Annotated in this window: 17 protein-coding genes; 5 read left to right on the top strand and 12 right to left on the bottom strand. The window is 71.0% G+C overall.

What is annotated here, in order from left to right; all coding sequences use genetic code 11:
- Window positions 1-3: 3 nt before the first annotated feature.
- Window positions 4-312: a 30S ribosomal protein S10 gene (rpsJ, locus tag ACVW00_RS02105; protein ID WP_007078637.1), complete on the bottom strand. Its 309-nt coding sequence runs from the start codon at window positions 310-312 to the stop codon at window positions 4-6.
- Window positions 313-748: 436 nt separating this feature from the next.
- On the opposite strand from rpsJ, the gene ACVW00_RS02100 reads away from it, so the two are divergent.
- Together ACVW00_RS02100 and ACVW00_RS02095 are read left to right on the top strand one after the other, a co-directional pair.
- Window positions 749-1,549, top strand: a complete 801-nt coding sequence (locus ACVW00_RS02100) for a hypothetical protein (RefSeq protein ID WP_457109246.1) — start codon at window positions 749-751, stop codon at window positions 1,547-1,549.
- A gap of 12 nt (window positions 1,550-1,561) precedes the next feature.
- Complete coding sequence (locus ACVW00_RS02095; protein ID WP_457109245.1) at window positions 1,562-2,302, top strand: tetratricopeptide repeat protein; 741 nt, start codon at window positions 1,562-1,564, stop codon at window positions 2,300-2,302.
- Here the strand turns inward: ACVW00_RS02095 and trmB are convergent.
- Window positions 2,280-3,005, bottom strand: coding sequence for a tRNA (guanosine(46)-N7)-methyltransferase TrmB (gene trmB / locus ACVW00_RS02090; protein WP_457109244.1), 726 nt, complete (start codon window positions 3,003-3,005; stop codon window positions 2,280-2,282). The two genes, ACVW00_RS02095 and trmB, sit on opposite strands and share 23 nt — an antisense overlap.
- A gap of 86 nt (window positions 3,006-3,091) precedes the next feature.
- Between trmB and ACVW00_RS02085 the strand changes: the two genes are divergently transcribed.
- Window positions 3,092-3,766 (top strand): SGNH/GDSL hydrolase family protein, encoded by a 675-nt coding sequence (locus tag ACVW00_RS02085; RefSeq protein WP_457109243.1) that lies wholly within the window; start codon window positions 3,092-3,094, stop codon window positions 3,764-3,766.
- A gap of 498 nt (window positions 3,767-4,264) precedes the next feature.
- Here the strand turns inward: ACVW00_RS02085 and tuf are convergent, their stop codons facing one another.
- The 4 genes from tuf to rpsL form a co-directional block, all read right to left on the bottom strand.
- The gene (gene tuf, locus ACVW00_RS02080) at window positions 4,265-5,458 is read right to left on the bottom strand and encodes an elongation factor Tu (protein ID WP_457109242.1); all 1,194 of its coding nucleotides are present in this window, start codon (window positions 5,456-5,458) and stop codon (window positions 4,265-4,267) included.
- 72 nt (window positions 5,459-5,530) lie between these two features.
- Entirely contained in the window at window positions 5,531-7,645 is a 2,115-nt protein-coding gene (gene fusA, locus ACVW00_RS02075) for an elongation factor G (protein ID WP_457109241.1), read from the bottom strand.
- Window positions 7,646-7,725: 80 nt separating this feature from the next.
- Window positions 7,726-8,196, bottom strand: a complete 471-nt coding sequence (gene rpsG / locus ACVW00_RS02070) for a 30S ribosomal protein S7 (RefSeq protein ID WP_457109240.1) — start codon at window positions 8,194-8,196, stop codon at window positions 7,726-7,728.
- Entirely contained in the window at window positions 8,196-8,570 is a 375-nt protein-coding gene (gene rpsL, locus ACVW00_RS02065) for a 30S ribosomal protein S12 (protein WP_028636428.1), read from the bottom strand. The genes rpsG and rpsL overlap by 1 nt, the downstream gene beginning before the upstream one ends.
- 224 nt (window positions 8,571-8,794) lie before the next feature.
- Between rpsL and ACVW00_RS02060 the strand changes: the two genes are divergently transcribed.
- Window positions 8,795-9,175, top strand: a complete 381-nt coding sequence (locus ACVW00_RS02060; RefSeq protein WP_457109239.1) for a hypothetical protein — start codon at window positions 8,795-8,797, stop codon at window positions 9,173-9,175.
- Here ACVW00_RS02060 and ACVW00_RS02055 read toward each other — a convergent pair.
- The 4 genes from ACVW00_RS02055 to ACVW00_RS02040 all read right to left on the bottom strand — a co-directional run bounded on the left by ACVW00_RS02055 (window position 9,172) and on the right by ACVW00_RS02040 (window position 14,755).
- The gene (locus ACVW00_RS02055; RefSeq protein WP_457109238.1) at window positions 9,172-9,756 is read right to left on the bottom strand and encodes a DUF6529 family protein; all 585 of its coding nucleotides are present in this window, start codon (window positions 9,754-9,756) and stop codon (window positions 9,172-9,174) included. The genes ACVW00_RS02060 and ACVW00_RS02055 overlap by 4 nt on opposite strands.
- Before the next feature lie 67 nt (window positions 9,757-9,823).
- Window positions 9,824-12,577, bottom strand: coding sequence for an FAD-binding and (Fe-S)-binding domain-containing protein (locus tag ACVW00_RS02050; protein ID WP_457109237.1), 2,754 nt, complete (start codon window positions 12,575-12,577; stop codon window positions 9,824-9,826).
- Window positions 12,574-13,839, bottom strand: coding sequence for a hydroxyacid-oxoacid transhydrogenase (locus tag ACVW00_RS02045; protein ID WP_457109236.1), 1,266 nt, complete (start codon window positions 13,837-13,839; stop codon window positions 12,574-12,576). The genes ACVW00_RS02050 and ACVW00_RS02045 overlap by 4 nt, the downstream gene beginning before the upstream one ends.
- A 10-nt stretch (window positions 13,840-13,849) precedes the next feature.
- Complete coding sequence (locus tag ACVW00_RS02040) at window positions 13,850-14,755, bottom strand: NUDIX hydrolase (protein ID WP_457109235.1); 906 nt, start codon at window positions 14,753-14,755, stop codon at window positions 13,850-13,852.
- Between ACVW00_RS02040 and ACVW00_RS02035 the strand changes: the two genes are divergently transcribed.
- Complete coding sequence (locus ACVW00_RS02035) at window positions 14,756-15,871, top strand: acyltransferase family protein (protein WP_457109234.1); 1,116 nt, start codon at window positions 14,756-14,758, stop codon at window positions 15,869-15,871.
- Here ACVW00_RS02035 and ACVW00_RS02030 read toward each other — a convergent pair.
- On the bottom strand, window positions 15,864-17,114 hold the full coding sequence (locus ACVW00_RS02030; protein ID WP_457109233.1) for a geranylgeranyl reductase family protein: 1,251 nt from the start codon (window positions 17,112-17,114) through the stop codon (window positions 15,864-15,866). The genes ACVW00_RS02035 and ACVW00_RS02030 overlap by 8 nt on opposite strands.
- Window positions 17,115-17,157: 43 nt before the next feature.
- A complete protein-coding gene (locus ACVW00_RS02025) occupies window positions 17,158-17,820 on the bottom strand; it encodes a VOC family protein (protein ID WP_457109232.1) in 663 nt (220 codons plus the stop codon).
- Between the last annotated feature and the right edge of the window lie 37 nt (window positions 17,821-17,857).

Genomic DNA, 17,857 nt, shown 5'->3' with positions numbered 1-17,857 from the left:
CCTCTAGAGCTTGATCTCGATGTCGACGCCGGCAGGCAGGTCGAGCCGCATCAGCGAGTCGACGGTCTTCGGCGTGGGGTCGATGATGTCGATGAGACGCTTGTGCGTGCGCATCTCGAAGTGCTCGCGGGAGTCCTTGTACTTGTGCGGCGAGCGGATGACGCAGAAGACGTTCTTCTCCGTCGGCAGCGGCACCGGGCCGGCCACCTTCGCGCCCGTCCGGGTCACGGTGTCCACGATCTTCCGCGCCGAGGTGTCGATCACCTCGTGGTCATAGGCCTTGAGCCTGATGCGGATCTTCTGTCCCGCCATCACGCGTCCTTCACTTCTCGTCTCACGACTGTCTCGGGCCGTCTCGGTGAGGCGGTCCGCCCTGCTCCCGCACCCGGGCCACGAGGCGGTCTCCCGCACGTGTCCCCGACCCCCGCGGTCGGGCGTGTCGCGGCGCTGGTGACGCACGCAACCGCCGGCAAGCGGATGGATCGTTGATCTGGGTTGTGCCCGACGGGGGTCGGGCGGAACGGGATCTCCAGGTGCGGCACGGACACGCGACCACAACACTCCCTTGAGCAGAGAGCCAGGAGATCCTGTTCAGTAGTCAATGTCCGCGCCCCGGCAATCCCGCCGGAGCAACCGGACTATCTTGGCAGAGATCCGCGCGTGCGCCAAATCGGGACGACCGAGGCATCCGGGTGTCCGGATCGCCCCGGTTTTCGTCGCCCGGAGGCCCATCGCCTAGGCTGCTGCGATGCTTTCGCCGACCAAGACCCGCCTCGCCGTCCTCCTCGCCTGCGCCGCGCTCCTGCTGCCCGCCGGTCCGAGCTGGTCACGCGAGGCCGCCATCCCCGGACCGATCCACGCCGGCAACACCTTCGGCTGGTACCCGACCGCGTGGCGTGACGAGTTCATCGGGCCGCTGAAGCCGGTGTGGGAAAAGCACGGCTCGGGCACCGTGAAGACCAAGAACGGGATGCTGACCCTGCGGGCCCGGGGGGCGACCGTCTCGGCGACCCTGGGCATGGCCGGCCACGAGACCGGTCGCTGGGAGACCCGCTGGAAGAGCAAGCAGTACGCCGCCGGCAAGGCGCCGTACACCGTGCGCACCGAGCTGGTCCCGGCCGGCAACCGCCCGCAGTACTGCGGGGCCCGCAACATCGCCCTGGAGAGCTACACCCACGGCACCCGCAAGGCGAAGTTCTACATCCACAACCTGCCGAACACCGCGTTCACCGCCGCGAAGGGCCCGACGTACGCCGGCTACAGCGGCGACCACTGGCACACCTTCGCCGTCGAGGTCACGCCCGCGCACATCTCGTGGTTCGTGGACGCGAGGGTCGTCTCGACCGAGCGGCGCCCCGAGGCGTACTCCGGCGTCCCGCTCACGGTGCGGTTCTCGCTCGTCGCCAAGCGCGGAGTGCCGATGAACCGGGCGAGCATGCAGATGGACTGGCTGCGCTACTGGACCCTCGCCAAGCCCAACGACAAGTCGATCAACGCGCCGGCGCCCACCCTGGGCACCTACGCGCAGGCCTGCCCGCCACCGGCCTGAGCCACCGCCGGGATGACCGACCACGCCACCCTGTGGGACTTCGACGACCCGTCCGGCTCGGAGGACCGCTTCCGCGCGGCCGCCGAAGCGGCTGACGGCGCCGACCGGCTCGTGCTGCTCACCCAGGTCGCCCGGAGCCTGGGCCTGCAGGAGCGGTACGCCGAGGCACACGCGCTGCTCGACGACCTCGACACCGGATCCAGCCCGGAGGTGGACGTCCGCGTCGGCCTCGAGCGGGGACGGCTGCTCAACTCCTCGGGTGACCCGGAGGCCGCGCTCCCGCTCTTCCGCGCGGCCGCCGAGTCGGCCGACGCAGCCGGCCTGGAGGCGCTTGCGATCGACGCGCGGCACATGGTCGCGATCGCGGCACCGGCAGACCAGAGGCTCGGGCTCAACAAGGACACCCTGGCCCGCGCTCGTGCCGCCACCGCCCGCGACGCCAGGGACTGGGATGCCTCCCTGCTGAACAACATCGGCATGTGCCACGTCGACGCAGGTGACCTCGACGCGGCACTCGCTGCCTTCGAGGAGGCGCTGGTCGCCCTCGAGCGGATCGGCGACCGAGGGCGCATCCTGGTCGGCCGCTGGATGGTCGCCTGGGTGCTGCGCCTCCAAGGCCGCACTGCGGAGGCGCTGGCGGCCCAGCAGGCCCTCAAGGCCGAGCTCGACGCCCGCGGACAGGCCGACCCGTACGTCGACGAGGAGCTGGCCCTCCTCGAAGCAGGAGAAGTCAGCCCGTCGCCCGATAGGTGAGGTCGGTGATCGAGCGTCCGGCCGTGATGCCCTTCCGCTCGAACTTCGTCATCGGCCGGTCGGCCCAGCGCTCGGAGGGCCCACCTTCGAGCCCGGGCTGGGCGTCGAGGAGGGCCCGCATCCGGGCGGCGTACTCCGCCCAGTCGGTGGCGAGTCGCCAGAGGCCGCCGGGTCGCAGCCGGCTGGCGGCCAGGGCGGCGAACTCACGCGAGACCAGCCGGCGCTTGTGGTGCCGCTTCTTGGGCCACGGGTCGGGGAAGAACGTCCACAGCTCCTCGACGGATCCCGGGCCGAACACGTGCTCCAGCGCCCAGACGGCGTCGATCCCGATCAGGCGGACGTTGTCGGCTCCGGCGTCCGACAGCATGCCGAGGGTGTGCGCGACGCCGGGTCGCCACACCTCGAACGCCAGGATGTCGCACTCCGGTCGCTGGGCGGCCAGCGCCGCAGTCGCCTCGCCCACGCCCGATCCGACCTCCACGACCACCGGTGCCTCCCGGCCGAACCACGAGGCCAGGGAGAACCCGGGGTCGTCGACCGCCTCGTCGGGGATCACCCACTTGGCGTGGTGGGCATCCCAGGACTCCTGCTGGCTCGGCGTGAACCGGCTCCCCCGGCGCGCATAGCTGAGTACCTCCCGGACCCGCCGGCCGTCCTCGGTGAACTTCAGGTGCGGACGGGCGGGGGGCAGCTGCTGGGACACGCCCGAAGGCTACGTGTCCGGTCACGGCCGGGGACCAGCACGTCCATTCGCCTGCGCGGAATCGGACTGCGCCTGATCATGTTCCGGTGATCGTGCGTCGGGGGACCTTGGTGGCTGCGGGGGCGGTGGTGGCCGTCCTGGCCGGCGTGCTCATCCTGCTGGCGTCCGGCGGCGCGACCGGCGACAACGCCCAGCACTGCGTCCGTCTCTCCGACCAGTCCCTGGCCCGGGAGCGGATGGTCACCGGCCACGGCCGCCGCGTGGTGGTGATCGGCGACTCGTACTCCGTCGGGCTCGGGCTGTCCTCCCCCGCGACCTCCTGGCCCAGCCGGCTCCCTGGCCGGGTCCACGTCTCCGGGTTCTCCGGCTCCGGCTTCAGCGTGCACTCGAGCACCTGCGCCCACGTCTCGTACGCCGCCCGGGCACCGCACGCGCTGCGCGACGGCGCCGACCTCGTCGTCGTCGAGGGTGGCCTCAACGACTACGACCAGCCCACGTCGGCCGTGCAGGCCGGCTTCCGGTCGCTGATGGCGGCCCTGAGCGGCCGGCAGGTGCTGGTGGTGGGCCCGCCGCCCGCGCCGGCCCGCGCCGCCGCAGCGCGGCGCGTGGACGCGCTCCTGAGCGCCGAGAGCGCCCGCGCGCACGTGCACTACCTCTCGATGATCGACGAGAGCCTCCCCTACCTCGCCGACCGGCTGCACCTGACCCCGTCGGGGCACGTCGACTTCGGCAACGTGGTGGCTCGCACCATCCGCGGCTGAAGGAGCCTGCGGCGGGCGTTTGCGCCTTCGGCGCAGGTTTCTGGTGTCGGCGACCCTTCGAGTGGGCCGGTCAGCGGCTCACTGACCGCTCGTGGAGGAGTTTCCGGAGCGGCCCCGTGGCCCCGTTCCGGGCCGGTTCGACGAGCATCGACAGACCCATCCGAGATCTCCACCACCCGGGGCCGTGACCCTGGAGGCGGGGGTGGGGCCCGGGGGCGCCCGAAGGCGAGCGTCAAGGGGTCGCGTGGCGCCCCAGGCAAGAGCCGGCGGCAGCGGCACAGAAGTCGGGGCGACACGCATCCCCCAGCGAGCGAGGGGGTCGCCGGGACACGCACCCGCACCCGCAACCACGGACCCCGTGTGCCGCAGGCACACAAGCGCCGCAGGCCAAGGCGCCGCAGGCGCACAAGCCCGCCGCAGGGCGACATGCAGAACGGCCCCGGAGCCGAAGCTCCGGGGCCGTTCTCTGGCTCGGTGATCGAGCTCAGACGAGATCGATCACTTGGTGATCTTGGTGACGCGACCGGCGCCGACGGTGCGGCCGCCCTCGCGGATCGCGAAGCGGAGACCCTCCTCCATGGCGATCGGCTGGATCAGCTCGACCGTCATGTCGGTGTTGTCACCGGGCATCACCATGTCGCGGCCCTCGGGAAGGGTCACCACGCCCGTCACGTCCGTCGTGCGGAAGTAGAACTGCGGGCGGTAGTTGTTGAAGAACGGCGTGTGACGGCCGCCCTCCTCCTTGGAGAGGATGTAGACCGAGGCGTCGAAGTTCGTGTGCGGGGTCGTCGTGCCGGGCTTGATCACGACCATGCCGCGCTCGACGTCCTCGCGCTTGGTGCCGCGGAGCAGCAGACCGACGTTCTCGCCGGCCTGGCCCTCGTCGAGCAGCTTGCGGAACATCTCGACACCGGTGACGGTGCTCTTCTGCGAGCCCTCGCGGATGCCGATGATCTCGACCTCCTCGTTGACCTTGACGATGCCGCGCTCGATACGGCCGGTGATGACCGTGCCACGACCGGTGATCGTGAAGACGTCCTCGACGGGCATGAGGAACGGCTTCTCGGTCTCACGGACCGGCTGCGGGATGAACTCGTCGACCGCGTTCATCAGCTCCATGATCGAGTCGCCCCACTTGGCGTCGCCCTGCAGCGCCGGGAAGGCGGCAACGCGGACCACGGGGATGTCGTCGCCGGGGTACTCGTACTCGCTGAGGAGCTCGCGCACCTCCATCTCGACGAGCTCGATGAGCTCCTCGTCGTCGACCATGTCGCACTTGTTCAGCGCGACCACCAGGGCGGGCACACCGACCTGGCGCGCGAGCAGCACGTGCTCGCGGGTCTGCGGCATCGGGCCGTCGGTGGCGGCCACGACCAGGATCGCGCCGTCCATCTGGGCGGCACCCGTGATCATGTTCTTGATGTAGTCCGCGTGACCGGGGCAGTCGACGTGCGCGTAGTGGCGCTTCTCGGTCTGGTACTCGACGTGCGCGATGGAGATGGTGATGCCGCGCTGGCGCTCTTCGGGCGCCTTGTCGATCTGGTCGAAGGCCGAAGCCTCGTTGAGGTCCGGAAACTTGTCGTGCAGCACCTTGGTGATTGCTGCGGTCAACGTCGTCTTGCCGTGGTCGATGTGACCGATGGTGCCGATGTTGACGTGCGGCTTGGTCCGCTCGAACTTCGCCTTAGCCACTGTGGGCTCCTCCTGGTTGTGTGTTGCTTGACTCGTCGTGAATGTGTGTTTGCTGCCGAGGTCGCGGTGAAACTACTCGCCACGGACCTTCTTGATGATCTCGTCGGCGACGTTCGAGGGAACCTCGGCGTACGAGTCAAACTCCATCGAGTACGACGCCTGGCCCGAAGTCTTCGACCGCAGGTCACCAACGTACCCGAACATCTCTGAGAGCGGCACCAGCGCCGAGACCACCATGTCCCCATGGCGCTCCTCCTGGGCGGAGATCTGCCCACGGCGCGAGTTGATGTCGCCGATGACCGTGCCGAGGAAGCTCTCGGGGGTCACCACCTCGACCGCGAACACGGGCTCGAGGAGCACCGGCTTGGCCATCCGCGCGGCCTCCTTGAAGGCCGCGATGCCGGCGATCTTGAAGGCGAGCTCGGAGGAGTCGACGTCGTGGTACGCGCCGTCCTCGAGGGAGACCTTCACGTCGACCATCGGGTAGCCGGCGAGCACGCCGAACTCCATGGCCTCCTGGGCGCCCTGGTCGACCGAGGGGATGTACTCCCTCGGCACGCGGCCACCGGAGACGTTGTTGACGAACTCGTAGCCCGCACCGGCGCCGGTCTCGGGGTCGATGTTCGGCTCGATGCTGATCAGCACCTTCGCGAACTGACCCGAGCCACCCGTCTGCTTCTTGTGGGTGTAGGAGTGCTTCTCGACCTTCTTGCGGATGGTCTCGCGGTAGGCGACCTGCGGCTTGCCGACGGTCGCCTCCACGCGGAACTCACGCTTCATCCGGTCGACCAGGATCTCCAGGTGGAGCTCGCCCATGCCCGCGATGATGGTCTGGCCGGTCTCCTCGTCCGCCTTGACGGTGAACGTGGGGTCCTCGTCGGACAGCCGCTGGATCGCGGTGCTGAGCTTCTCCTGGTCGCCCTTGGTCTTGGGCTCGATGGCGACCTCGATCACCGGGGCCGGGAAGGTCATCGACTCGAGCACGACGGGGTTCTGCGGGTCGCAGAGCGTGTGCCCGGTCTTGGTGTCCTTCAGGCCCATGACCGCCACGATCTGGCCGGCGCCGACCGACGCGATCTCCTCACGCTTGTTCGCGTGCATCTGGTAGACCTTGCCGATCCGCTCCTTGCGGCCGTTGACGGAGTTGAGCACGTTGGCCCCCGCCGCGAGCTTGCCGGAGTAGACGCGGACGTAGATGAGCTTGCCGAGGTGCGGGTCGGTGGCGATCTTGTAGGCCAGGCCCGAGAACGGCTCGTCGTCGGACGGCTGGCGGGTGATCTCCTTGTCCTCGTCGCCCTGCGCGTGGCCGACGATCGCGTCGATGTCCAGCGGGGACGGGAGGTACTTCACGACCGCGTCGAGCAGCGGCTGGACACCCTTGTTCTTGAACGCCGTGCCGCACAGCACCGGGTTGAGCTTGTCGGCCAGGGTGGCGCGACGGATCGCGGCCTCGAGGTCCTCGACTGAGTAGGACTCGTCGCCCTCGAGGTAGCGCTCCATGATCTCGTCGTCGGCCTCGGCCAGCGTCTCGATCAGCTTCTCGCGGTACTCGGCGGCCTGGGCCTGCAGCTCGGCCGGGATCTCCTCGATCTCGTAGTCCTCGCCCATCTTGGTCTCGCCGCGCCAGGTGAGCGCGCGCATGTTGACCAGGTCGACGACGCCGAGGAAGTCGGCCTCGGCACCGATCGGGAGCTGGAGGACCAGCGGGGTGGAGTTCAGGCGCTCGACCATCATGTCGACGCAGCGGAAGAAGTCCGCGCCGGTGCGGTCCAGCTTGTTGACGAAGCACATCCGCGGCACGGAGTACTTGTTGGCCTGGCGCCACACGGTCATCGTCTGCGGCTCGACGCCGGCGACCCCGTCGTACACCGCGACGGCACCGTCGAGGACGCGCAGCGAGCGCTCCACCTCGGCGGTGAAGTCGACGTGCCCGGGGGTGTCGATGATGTTGATCTGGTGGTCCTTCCACCAGCAGGTGGTCGCGGCGGACGTGATCGTGATGCCGCGCTCCTGCTCCTGCTCCATCCAGTCCATCGTGGCTGCGCCCTCGTGGACCTCACCGATCTTGTAGGTGATGCCGGTGTAGAACAGGATGCGCTCGGTGGTGGTGGTCTTGCCGGCGTCGATGTGCGCCATGATGCCGATGTTGCGGACCTTGTTGAGGTCCGTCGTGATGTCGACTGCCACGTGAGTCAGCGTTCCTTAGAGAGTGGGTTGTTGCAGGTGGAGCCGCGGGGGCCCGCTCGTGGCGGGCCACCGCGACGACGTCACCAGCGGTAGTGGGCGAAGGCCTTGTTGGACTCGGCCATCTTGTGGGTGTCCTCGCGCTTCTTGACCGCGGCACCGAGGCCGTTGCTCGCGTCGAGGATCTCGTTCATGAGGCGCTCGGACATGGTCTTCTCGCGACGCTCGGCTGCGTAGCCGACCAGCCAGCGCAGCGCGAGCGTGGTGCCGCGGGTGCCCTTGACCTCGATCGGGACCTGGTACGTCGCGCCACCGACGCGGCGGCTCTTGACCTCGATCGCCGGCTTGACGTTGTCCAGCGCGCGCTTGAGCGTGACGACGGGGTCGGTGCCGGTCTTCTCGCGGGCACCCTCGAGGGCGCCGTACACGATCCGCTGGGCGACCTGCTTCTTGCCGTCCTGGAGGACCTTGGAGACGAGCTGGGTGACGATCGGCGAGCCGTAGACCGGGTCGACGACGATCGGGCGCTTGGGCGCCGGGCCCTTGCGAGGCATTAGCTCTTCTCCTTCTTCGCGCCGTAGCGGCTGCGGGCCTGCTTGCGGTTCTTCACGCCCTGGGTGTCGAGCGTGCCGCGGATGATCTTGTAGCGGACACCGGGGAGGTCCTTCACCCGGCCGCCGCGGACGAGCACGATGGAGTGCTCCTGGAGGTTGTGGCCCACACCCGGGATGTACGCCGTGACCTCGACGCCGCTCGACAGCCGCACGCGGGCGACCTTGCGGAGGGCGGAGTTCGGCTTCTTCGGGGTGGTGGTGTAGACGCGGGTGCAGACACCGCGACGCTGGGGCGAACCCTTCAGGGCAGGCGTCTTGTTCTTCGACACCTTGTCCTGGCGGCCCTTGCGGACCAGCTGGTTGATCGTGGGCACCGGGTGGTTCCCTTCCTGTTCTGCTCTCAGTACCGGGCGACCTGCCTGGCACGATGATGTTTCCCAGCGTTCGAGAGTGTCGCGCTGGTGGTGCGGTGGTGACGCGCAGCCAGAGGGCACGCGGACGTGCCCGGGCAATGCCCAGACACAAGGAACCAGATTACCGGGTGCCCGACCGGGGGTCAAAACGGGGAAACGGGCGCCATCGGCCCCCCGGTACGCTCGTGATCACGATGGACGAGAACAAGGCCCGCCGCGTCGTCGACGCCCTGCGGGAGGTCGGCACGGACGCACATCTGGCACGTGAGGGCGTCTACCAGTTCGGCGTGCTCGTCAGGCTCCCCGACGGCCGTGAGGCGACCTGGGACTCCGACGGCACCGCCTCGCTCGAGGCGCAGGTGATGAGGAACGGGGTGCTGGTCGGCTTCGTCCCGGAGATCGAGGGCTCCGACGAGTTCACCGAGGAGCAGATCATCGACGCGATCCGGCGTACCGACTATGACTTGCCGATCGCGACCCAGCGCTCGAAGGCACCGGCTCCCGAGCCTGCCCTGGCGAAGGGCGGGCTGTTCCGCCGCTTCATGGACGGCTTCCGCTACCGCTAGTAGCCGGAGGTCGGCCAGCCCTTGGTGTCGAGGTACCAGCCGGCCGACGTCAGCACCACGACCACGAGCAGCGTGAACAGCAGGCCGCCGGCGACCGGCAGGAACCAGCCCGGCGCTCGCCGCGACCGGACGGCCACGACCTTGACCACGATGGCGCCGATCACGGCGCAGCCGAGCACGCCGTGGACCACGGTGCGCAGCGGCACCTGCTCGCCGTCGGAGAACCTGCCGCTCTCGAGGCCCAGCGCCCACAGGCAGTGATAGGCCACGAACACCGACAGCACCAGCGCGACCGTGCCGGCGGTGCGGTGCGCCGGCCCGACCCAGCGGGGCGCCGCGATCCCCAGTCGGCTGTAGATCCAGAGGGCGCCGATCAGCTGCAGCACGGCCAGGACGCCGATGACCGCGGTCACGACGACCTTCATGGCCACGACCGTGTCGAACCCGAGCGTCGTGGTGCCCGCGAGCGTCGGGTCGTGGGCCTTCCCGAACACGCCGACCAGGAGGGCCAGCACCGCGCCCGCGCCGAAGGCGGTCAACGGGACGGCCATGCTCCTGGGCGCAGCCTCGCTGTCGGTCATGGACCTCAGGATGCCCGCCGTTCAGCGGGACGTCGAGCATTGGGGACGCCCAGGGGTTTCGACAGCCTCAACCAGTGCGGCCGGTGAACAGCTCGGCCAGGTGCAGAGCGCGTACGGCGGCCAGGTCGGCGAGCTGGACCCGGCACGACATGCCGTCGGCCAGGACCACCGCGCCGGGACCGGCCGTCCGGACCGCGGGCAGCAGCGTGTGCTCGGCGACCGCCACGCTCGTCTCGTAGTGGCCCTGCTCCATGCCGAAGTTGCCGGCCAGCCCGCAGCAGCCGCCCAGCCGGGTGACCGTCGCTCCCGCGGCCTCCAGGAGCGCGAGGTCGGCCTGGAAGCCGAGCACGCTCGCGTGGTGGCAGTGCGGTTGGACGACGACCTCCGTGCCGGTCAGGTCGGGCGGCGTCCAGCCGCGAGTGGAGAGCAGCTCGGCGAGCGTCGACATACCCGCCGCGACCTCCGCGGCCCGCGGGTCGTCGAGCAGCTCGGTCGCGTCACTGCGCAGGGCCGCCAGGCAGCTCGGCTCCAGGCCGACCACGGGGACTCCGCTCGCGACGTACGGGTGCAGCGTCGTGATCGCCTCACCCAGGATCCGCCTGGCCTGGTCGAGCTGTCCGGTCGTCACCCAGGTCAGCGCGCAGCAGGCCCGCTCCGGGATCACCCGCGCCTCCAGCCCGGCGGCCGCGAGCAGCTCGATGGCCGCGTGCCCGATGCCGGCGCCGAAGTGGTCGGTGAACGTGTCCGCCCACAGCCAGACGTCGGGTCGCTCGGCCGTGGTCGACCACTGGGACCGCTCGGGTGACCGGCGCAGGGAGCGCTCGCTGAACTGCGGCAGGCTCCGGCGCCTGTCGATGCCGGCCGCCTTCTTCATCAGCGCGGCGACCGCCTTGCTGCTCAGCATCCGGTTCGCGATCCGGGGTGGCGTCATCGTCGCCCACTTGGGAAGCCGGCCGAGGGCGTAGTGCGAGCGGGGGCGCCGCTTGCCGGCGTACCTGGCGTGCAGGGTGTGCGACTTGTAGGTGGCCATATCGACCCCGGTGGGGCAGTCGCGGGCGCAGCCCTTGCAGGACAGGCAGAGGTCGAGCACCTCCTCGACGGCCGGATCGGTGACCGGCAGGTGACCGGCGGCGACGTCCTGGAGCACCCGCGACCGCCCCCGGGTGGAGTCCTTCTCCTCACGGGTCGCGACGTACGACGGGCACATCACTCCCCCGCTCGCGGTGTTGTCCGCGACGCAGCGCCCCACCCCGGTGCAGCGGTGCACCTCGCCGAACAGCTCGGCCAGCGGGCCGGCGGGCGGCGAAGCCAGCCGCAGGGCCGCGTCGAGCGGCTCCGGCTCGACGAGCACCCCCGGGTTGAGCAGGCCGGCTGGGTCGAGCAGCTGCTTGACCCTGCCCATCAGCGCGAGCGCCTCCGGTGAGTACATCCGGCCGAGCAGCTCGGAGCGGGCACGGCCGTCGCCGTGCTCCCCACTCATCGATCCGCCGTACGACGCGACCAGGTCGGCGCCGGCCTCGGTGAACTCGCGGAACCGGCGGCGGCCGTCTGCCTCGCCCAGCTCGAAGTCGACCCGGACGTGCACGCAGCCGTCACCGAAGTGGCCGTAGGGCACACCGTCGAGCCCGGACTGCTGCAGCAGCGCGTCGAAGTCACGTAGGTAGGCGCCGAGCTTCTCGGGCGGCACGGCGGCGTCCTCCCAGCCGGAGTGAGCCGGCCGCGAGAGCGAGCGGGCGGCAAGGCCCGCACCGTCCTCCCGGATCCGCCAGAGCACGGCCTGCTCGAGCGGATCGGTGACCACGCGATGCGGTACGCCGGCCGCGGCGGCCACCGACTCCGCGCGGGCCCGCGCCTCCGCCTCGGTCGAGCCGGTCACCTCCGCGAACAGCCAGCCCTTGCCCGCAGGCAGCTCGGGCACCGCGGACACGAGGTCGGTGATCCGGTGGTCCAGGCCCTCCAGGGCCGCGAGTCCGAGGTCGGGACGGCCCTCGCCCGGGAGCAGCAGCGGGACGGAGTCCGCGGCCTCGAACATGTCGGGGTAGCCGAGCACGGCGAGGGCCCGGAAGGGCGCGTCCTCGACCAGCCGCACGGTCGCCTCGAGCACGACGGCCAGGGTGCCCTCGCTGCCGGTCAGGAACCTCTCGAGCCGGCGCCCGCGCTCGGGCAGCAGGTGCTCGAGCGAGTAGCCGGACACCTGACGACCGAAGCGGCCGAACTCCGTGCGGACCAGTGCCAGTTGCTCGTCGACGAGCGCGAGCAGTTGGGTCACGGCGTCGTGCCCGCCGGCGGGGGCGCCGCCGCCGAGCAGCAACGTCGAGCCGTCGGCCAGCGCGACCTTCAGCCGCTCCACGTTGTCGACCGTGCGGCCGTAGCCGAGCGCGCGCGAACCGCACGCGTTGTTGCCGATCATCCCGCCGATCGTGCAGCGGGTGTGCGTCGACGGATCGGGCCCGAAGCGCAGGCCCTGAGCGATGGCCTCGGTCTGGAGGGCGGCGTGCACGACACCCGGCTGCACGGTCGCGGTGCGCGCCTCTGCGTCGAGGCTCACCACCCGGTTCAGGTGCCGAACGGTGTCGATCACGATCCCGGGGCCGATCGAGTTGCCCGCGATCGAGGTCCCCGCGCCACGCATGGTCACCGGGGTCGCGTACTCCCGCGCGACGGCCAGCACCGCCAGCACGTCGTCGGCGTCGCGTGGGCGCACCACGACCTGCGGCGGGATCCGGTACAGCGACGCGTCGGTGGCGTACAGCGACCTGGCGAGCGCGGAGTCGTCGGCGTCCAGCCCTGCCTGGCGCAGGGCGACCAGCAGGTCGCTCACCAGAGCTCCAGCGAACGCTCCAGGATCCCGGCGGCATCGTCCTCGGAGACCTCGCGCGGGGCGGTGGCCAGCAGGCGCTGCTGCTTCATGGCTCCCTCGACCAGGTCCGGGACGTCGTCCTTCCCGTAGCCGACCGCCGCGAGACCGCTGGGGATCCCGATGTCGCGCATCAGGTCCACGAGAACTGCGGGCAGGGCATCGGGGCCGTCGTACTCGTGGCCGGGGGCGAGGAGGGAGGCCGCCCGGAGGTGACGGTCGGGGCCGGCCGCGAAGGTCCAGCGGAACGCCTCCGGGGCGGTCAGCGACACCGCCATGCCGTGCGGCACCAGCGGCTCGCCCGGCGGGTATCCCTCGGGGTGGAAATCCCGGACCCGGCCCGCGATCGGGTAGGCGTTCGCGTGCGGGATGTGCACGCCGGCGTTGCCGAACCCGAGCCCGGCCATCGTGGCCGCCAGCGCCATCTGCCCGCGCGCCTCGGCGTCGTCGCCGTGCTGCACCGCGCGCCGGAAGGCCCCGGACAGCAGCGTCATCGCGTGCTCGGACCACATGTCGGAGATCGGGTTGGCGCCGCAGTACGGCACCCGCTGCTCCGGCGTCTTGCGGTCGTACGACGTGTAGGGCCGCGCGGTGTAGCTCTCCAGCGCGTGGCACAGGATGTCCATGCCCGCGGCGGCGGTGACGCCCGCCGGCTGGCTCGTGGTGAGTGCCGGGTCGACCACGGCCAGGGTGGGCCGCAGCCGCGCGTGGCTGATGCCGGTCTTCACCTTGAGCGCGAGGACGTCGAGCACGCAGATCGTGGTCGACTCCGCGCCCGTGCCCGTCGTCGTGGGCACGGCGACCAGCGGCTTGAGCGGCCGCTGCGGTGCGCGTGCCTTGCCGACGGGGGCATTGACGTAGTCCATCAGCTCGCCGTCGTTGGTGGTGAGCAGGTTCACCGCCTTGGCGGTGTCGATCGACGACCCGCCGCCGACCGCCACGTAGGCGTCCCAGGGGCCCGTCTCGCGCGCGTGGGCGATGGCGGCCTCGAAGCTGGCGTCGGTCGGCTCGACGTGGACACCGTCGAAGACGGCCGCCTCGATTCCGAACCGGGCCATCTGGTCGGCCACCCGCTGCGGGTGGCCGGTGGCCGCGACGCCCGGATCGGTGATCACCAGGACCCGCGTGACGTCGTACTGGCTGAGGTCGAAGCCGATCTCGTCGGAGGCGCCGACACCGAACTTCAGGCCGGGCGCCCCGTAGGTGAAGACGGTCTCGCGGTCCATGGCACGAACGCTAGTCCAGTGCGAGCGCGAAGCGGACCAGGTCGGTGACCGGCAAGACACCTCGCGTGATGTCGGCCACCGACACCCACTGCGCGGCGTCGGTCGTGCCGTCGACCTCGTGGACCGCCGGCTGCTGGTCGGCCGGCACCTCTGCCTCGTAGACGAGGTTGACCGCATGGAAGTCCTCGAGGCGCCCGTCGGGAGCGTTGCCGGTCAGCCTCTTGTCGTTGACCCCGAGCAGCGCCCCGGGCACGGCGACGAGGCCGGTCTCCTCGGCCACCTCCCGCACCAGCGCGGTCTCCGGCGACTCGCCGTGGTCGACACCGCCTCCGGGCAGCGTCCACAGACCCGTCTCGACGGCGTTGCCGGAGAGCCGGGCGAGGAGCACCTGGTCGCCCCGCCTGATGAGCGCCTTGGCGGCGAGCCGCTGCCGCCTGGTCGGCAGGTGCGCGTCGAGCGCGTCGCGGACGAGCTGGACCACCGGTACGCGGCCGGCGAGCACGTCGTCGAGCGGGTGCCAGCGCGCGTCGACCGTCGAGCCGTCCGTCTCGACGACCCTCGGCTCCGGCGCCTCGGCACCGACCCACCCGTCGTACACGATCCGGACGGCATGGCGCTCGCCGCCTTCGCTGCCCGCGATCAGGGCCGAGTCGACCCAGGCGTGCTCGCCGACCTGGGCGTGCAGCCCGGTCTCCTCGTAGACCTCGCGGACGACCGCGTCCCGCGGGTGCTCGCCGAAGTCGACGCCGCCGCCCGGCAGAGTCCAGCGCTCGGTCGGCGCCAGGTAGGCGGCCAGCCTGGAGAGCAGCACCTGGTCGTCGCGGATGATGACGGCGTACGCCGCGAGCCGCTGACGGCGACGAGGATCACGTCCGCCGAGGGCATCAGCAGGCGCCGGAACGGGTAAGTCGGACACGTGACGACTCTACGCAGCGGAGCCGTCCGCCCGGTCGAGGCGGGGAGCGAGCCGGCCGTCGCGGTCGCGCCTGCCGAAGTGCCGCGTTCCGAAGCGCGAGCCCGCCGCGATCCGTGGTTCGACAACATCAAGATGACGCTGGTCACCCTGGTGGTCGTCGGGCACTCGTGGACGCTGCTGCCGCAGGACGCGTGGAGCAGCTGGACCTACGACTTCCTGTACGCCTGGCACGTGCCCGCGTTCGTCACGATCACCGGCTACCTCTCCCGCTCGTTCCGGTGGACGCCGGCCAAGCTGTGGGGGCTGGTGCAGACGGTCGCCGTGCCCTACCTGATCTTCGAGGCGGTCCTGGCCTGGTTCCGCTACGGCGTCGGCGGCGTCGAGCTGGACCAGCTGTTCGCGGACCCGCACTGGCCGATGTGGTACCTCTCGGCGCTCTTCTTCTGGCGGCTGATGACACCCGCGTTCCTGAGGATGTCCGCACCGGCGGCACTCGCCGTCGCGATCGCGATCAGCCTCGTTGCCGGGCTGGCGGCCGGCAACATCCTGGACTCCGCGCGCATCCTCGGCCTGCTGCCCTTCTTCGTCCTCGGGCTGACGATCTCCGAGCGCGAGTGGGGCTGGTTGCGCTCGCGGCGGGCGGTCCTTCCCGCCCTGCTCGGCGTCGCCGTCGTCGCGGTCTTCACCTGGCGAGCCCAGGGCTGGATCCCCACCGAGTGGTACTACTACCGCTCCCGGTACGACGTCCTGGAGTCCAACAACCTCGATGCCGTGGCCATCCGCTCCGTGCTGCTCTGCATCGGGCTGATCGGCACGGCGTCGTGCTTCGCGCTGGTACCCAGGTCCCGCAGCTGGTTCTCCACCCTCGGTGCCGCCACCCTGGTCGTCTACCTGTTCCACGGCTTCTTCGTGCTGACCGCGAAGTACGAGGGCTACCCGGACTGGGCCGCCGCCCATGCCGTCGTCGCGTTCCTCGTCACCACGCTGGCCGCCATCGCACTCGCCCTGCTGCTCGCCGTGCCCCCGGTGGCGCGCACGCTCGGCGTCCTCGTCGACCCGATCGGCTGGCTCGACCGGCGCCGACGTCAGGTCCTGGGCAGCGCGTCCGTCAGCTGAACGGCGGTCGCGCGTCGAAGCGCACCGAGTGGCGACCGGCCCAGCGCCAGACCCGCGCGGCCCGGTCACGGTCCTCGTCGGTGACCAGGTTGCCCATCCACCGCAGCGCAAGGGTCATCAGCCAGTCCGAGCGCATCCCCGCCGGGCCCAGTGCGGGCAGCAGCCGCGGCACCGTGACCAGGCCGGCCAGACGACGCGCGATCGAGAACGCCTCGCCGTAGTGCTCCCGCAGCACCGCGGGCCACGCCGCGGCGAGGTCGTCCTCCAGCAGGTCCACGACCATCCGGCCGCCCTCGAGGCCGTAGTCGATGCCCTCGCCGTTGAGCGGGTTCACGCAGGCGGCCGCGTCGCCGACCAGCGCCCAGTTCGGTCCGGCGATGCCGGACACCGCGCCGCCCATCGGCAGCAGTGCCGAGGTAGGCATCCGCAGCTCGCCGGTCAGGCCGAAGTCCTCGCGGCGCTGCTCCGCGTAGTGCCGCATCAACGGGCGCACGGCGACTTCGGCGGGCCGCCCCGCGGTCGCAAGCGTGCCGACTCCCAGGTTCACCGACCCGTCCCCCAGCGGGAAGATCCAGCCGTAGCCCGACAGCACCCGGTCGTCCTCGTCGCGCAGCTCGAGGTGCGAGCTGATCCACGGGTCGTCCGACATGGTCGAGTCGACGTACGAGCGCCCGGCGACGCCGTACACGGTGTCGCGGTGCCACGTGCGTCCGAGCAGCTTGCCCAGCGGCGAGCGGACTCCGTCGGCCACGATCAGGCGCCTGCAGCCGAGCTCGAACGACTCCCCGCCGGTCTCGAAGGTCACCGACGCCACGCGGCCGGCTTCGAGGCGCACGTCGACCGCCCGCGCACCGTCGATCCCGATGGCGCCGGACTTCAGCGCGGTCGTGCGGATCTGGTCGTCGAGCTCGGTCCGTGCGACCGCCGAGCCGTACGCCGGCAGCCCCGTGCCCGACCTTCCGGGGCCCGGCCACGGCAGCAGCAACGTCTGGCCGAACCCGTGCGCGCGCAGGCCGTGGTTCACCGTGTGGGCACGCACCCAGTCGTCGAGCCCGAGCAGGTCGAGCTCGGCGATCGCTCGTGGCGTCAGGCCGTCACCGCACGTCTTGTCGCGAGGGAACACGGCCGCATCGACCAGCACTGTCTCGCGCCCGGACCGTGCCGACCACGCGGCTGCCGCCGAGCCGGCCGGACCGGCACCCACGACGAGCACGTCGGTGCGTGCGGGCGGGGCAGGGCTCATGGCGTCATTGTCTCAGGCGGCGCCTCGCCGCAGCGGCGCGGCCTCAGTCGCTGCGGCCGACGTGGGTGCAGACGCAGACCTTGTTGCCCTGCGGGTCGGCCAGGACGGTGAAGGTCGGCGCTCGCTCGTCGGAGACCAGCGTGCCGCCCGCCGCGAGCGCGGCCTCGATGCGCGCGCCGGCGACCTCGGGTGGCACCCGGATGTCGAGGTGGAACCGCTGCCGCGGGGTCTCGTGCGGATCGGTGTGCTGGAACCACAACGTGGGCAGGTCACCGTCGGGGTCGACGAGGTCGTCGGGGAACCGCGCATGGTCCTGCAGCCCGAGCACGGCCTTCCAGAACGGCCGGATCTCGTCGGCGTCCCAGGTGTCCAGACCGATCTCCACCCGGGCGAGCACCGCTGGCTCCGCAACCGCCCCGAGCCCGGCCGCCAGTGCACTGATCCGCCGCGCCAGGGCCACGTCGCGCTCGGTCTTCCCGCCGACGTCGTGGCTGACCAGGCGGATGTTCAGGTGGGTGAGCCGCAGATCCAGCTCGGGATGGTGCCCCAGCTCCTCGGCGGCCTCACCGATCGCCTCGACCAGCCTCAGGCCGGTGCGGAAGTCACCGGTGCGGAACCTCGCCTGCAGGGTCTCGTGCATGGAGCGCCAGTCGTCGAGGTCCATCCCGACGATCTGGTCACCGCTCAGCCGTGGTGTCTGCGACATGGCTCCACGGTGGCACGAAAGGCCGGATCGCTTCTGC

This window comes from Marmoricola sp. URHA0025 HA25 (genome assembly GCF_054059435.1).
Note: the sequence above shows the minus strand (reverse complement) of the source record. Positions and strands in the feature narration are given on the sequence as shown.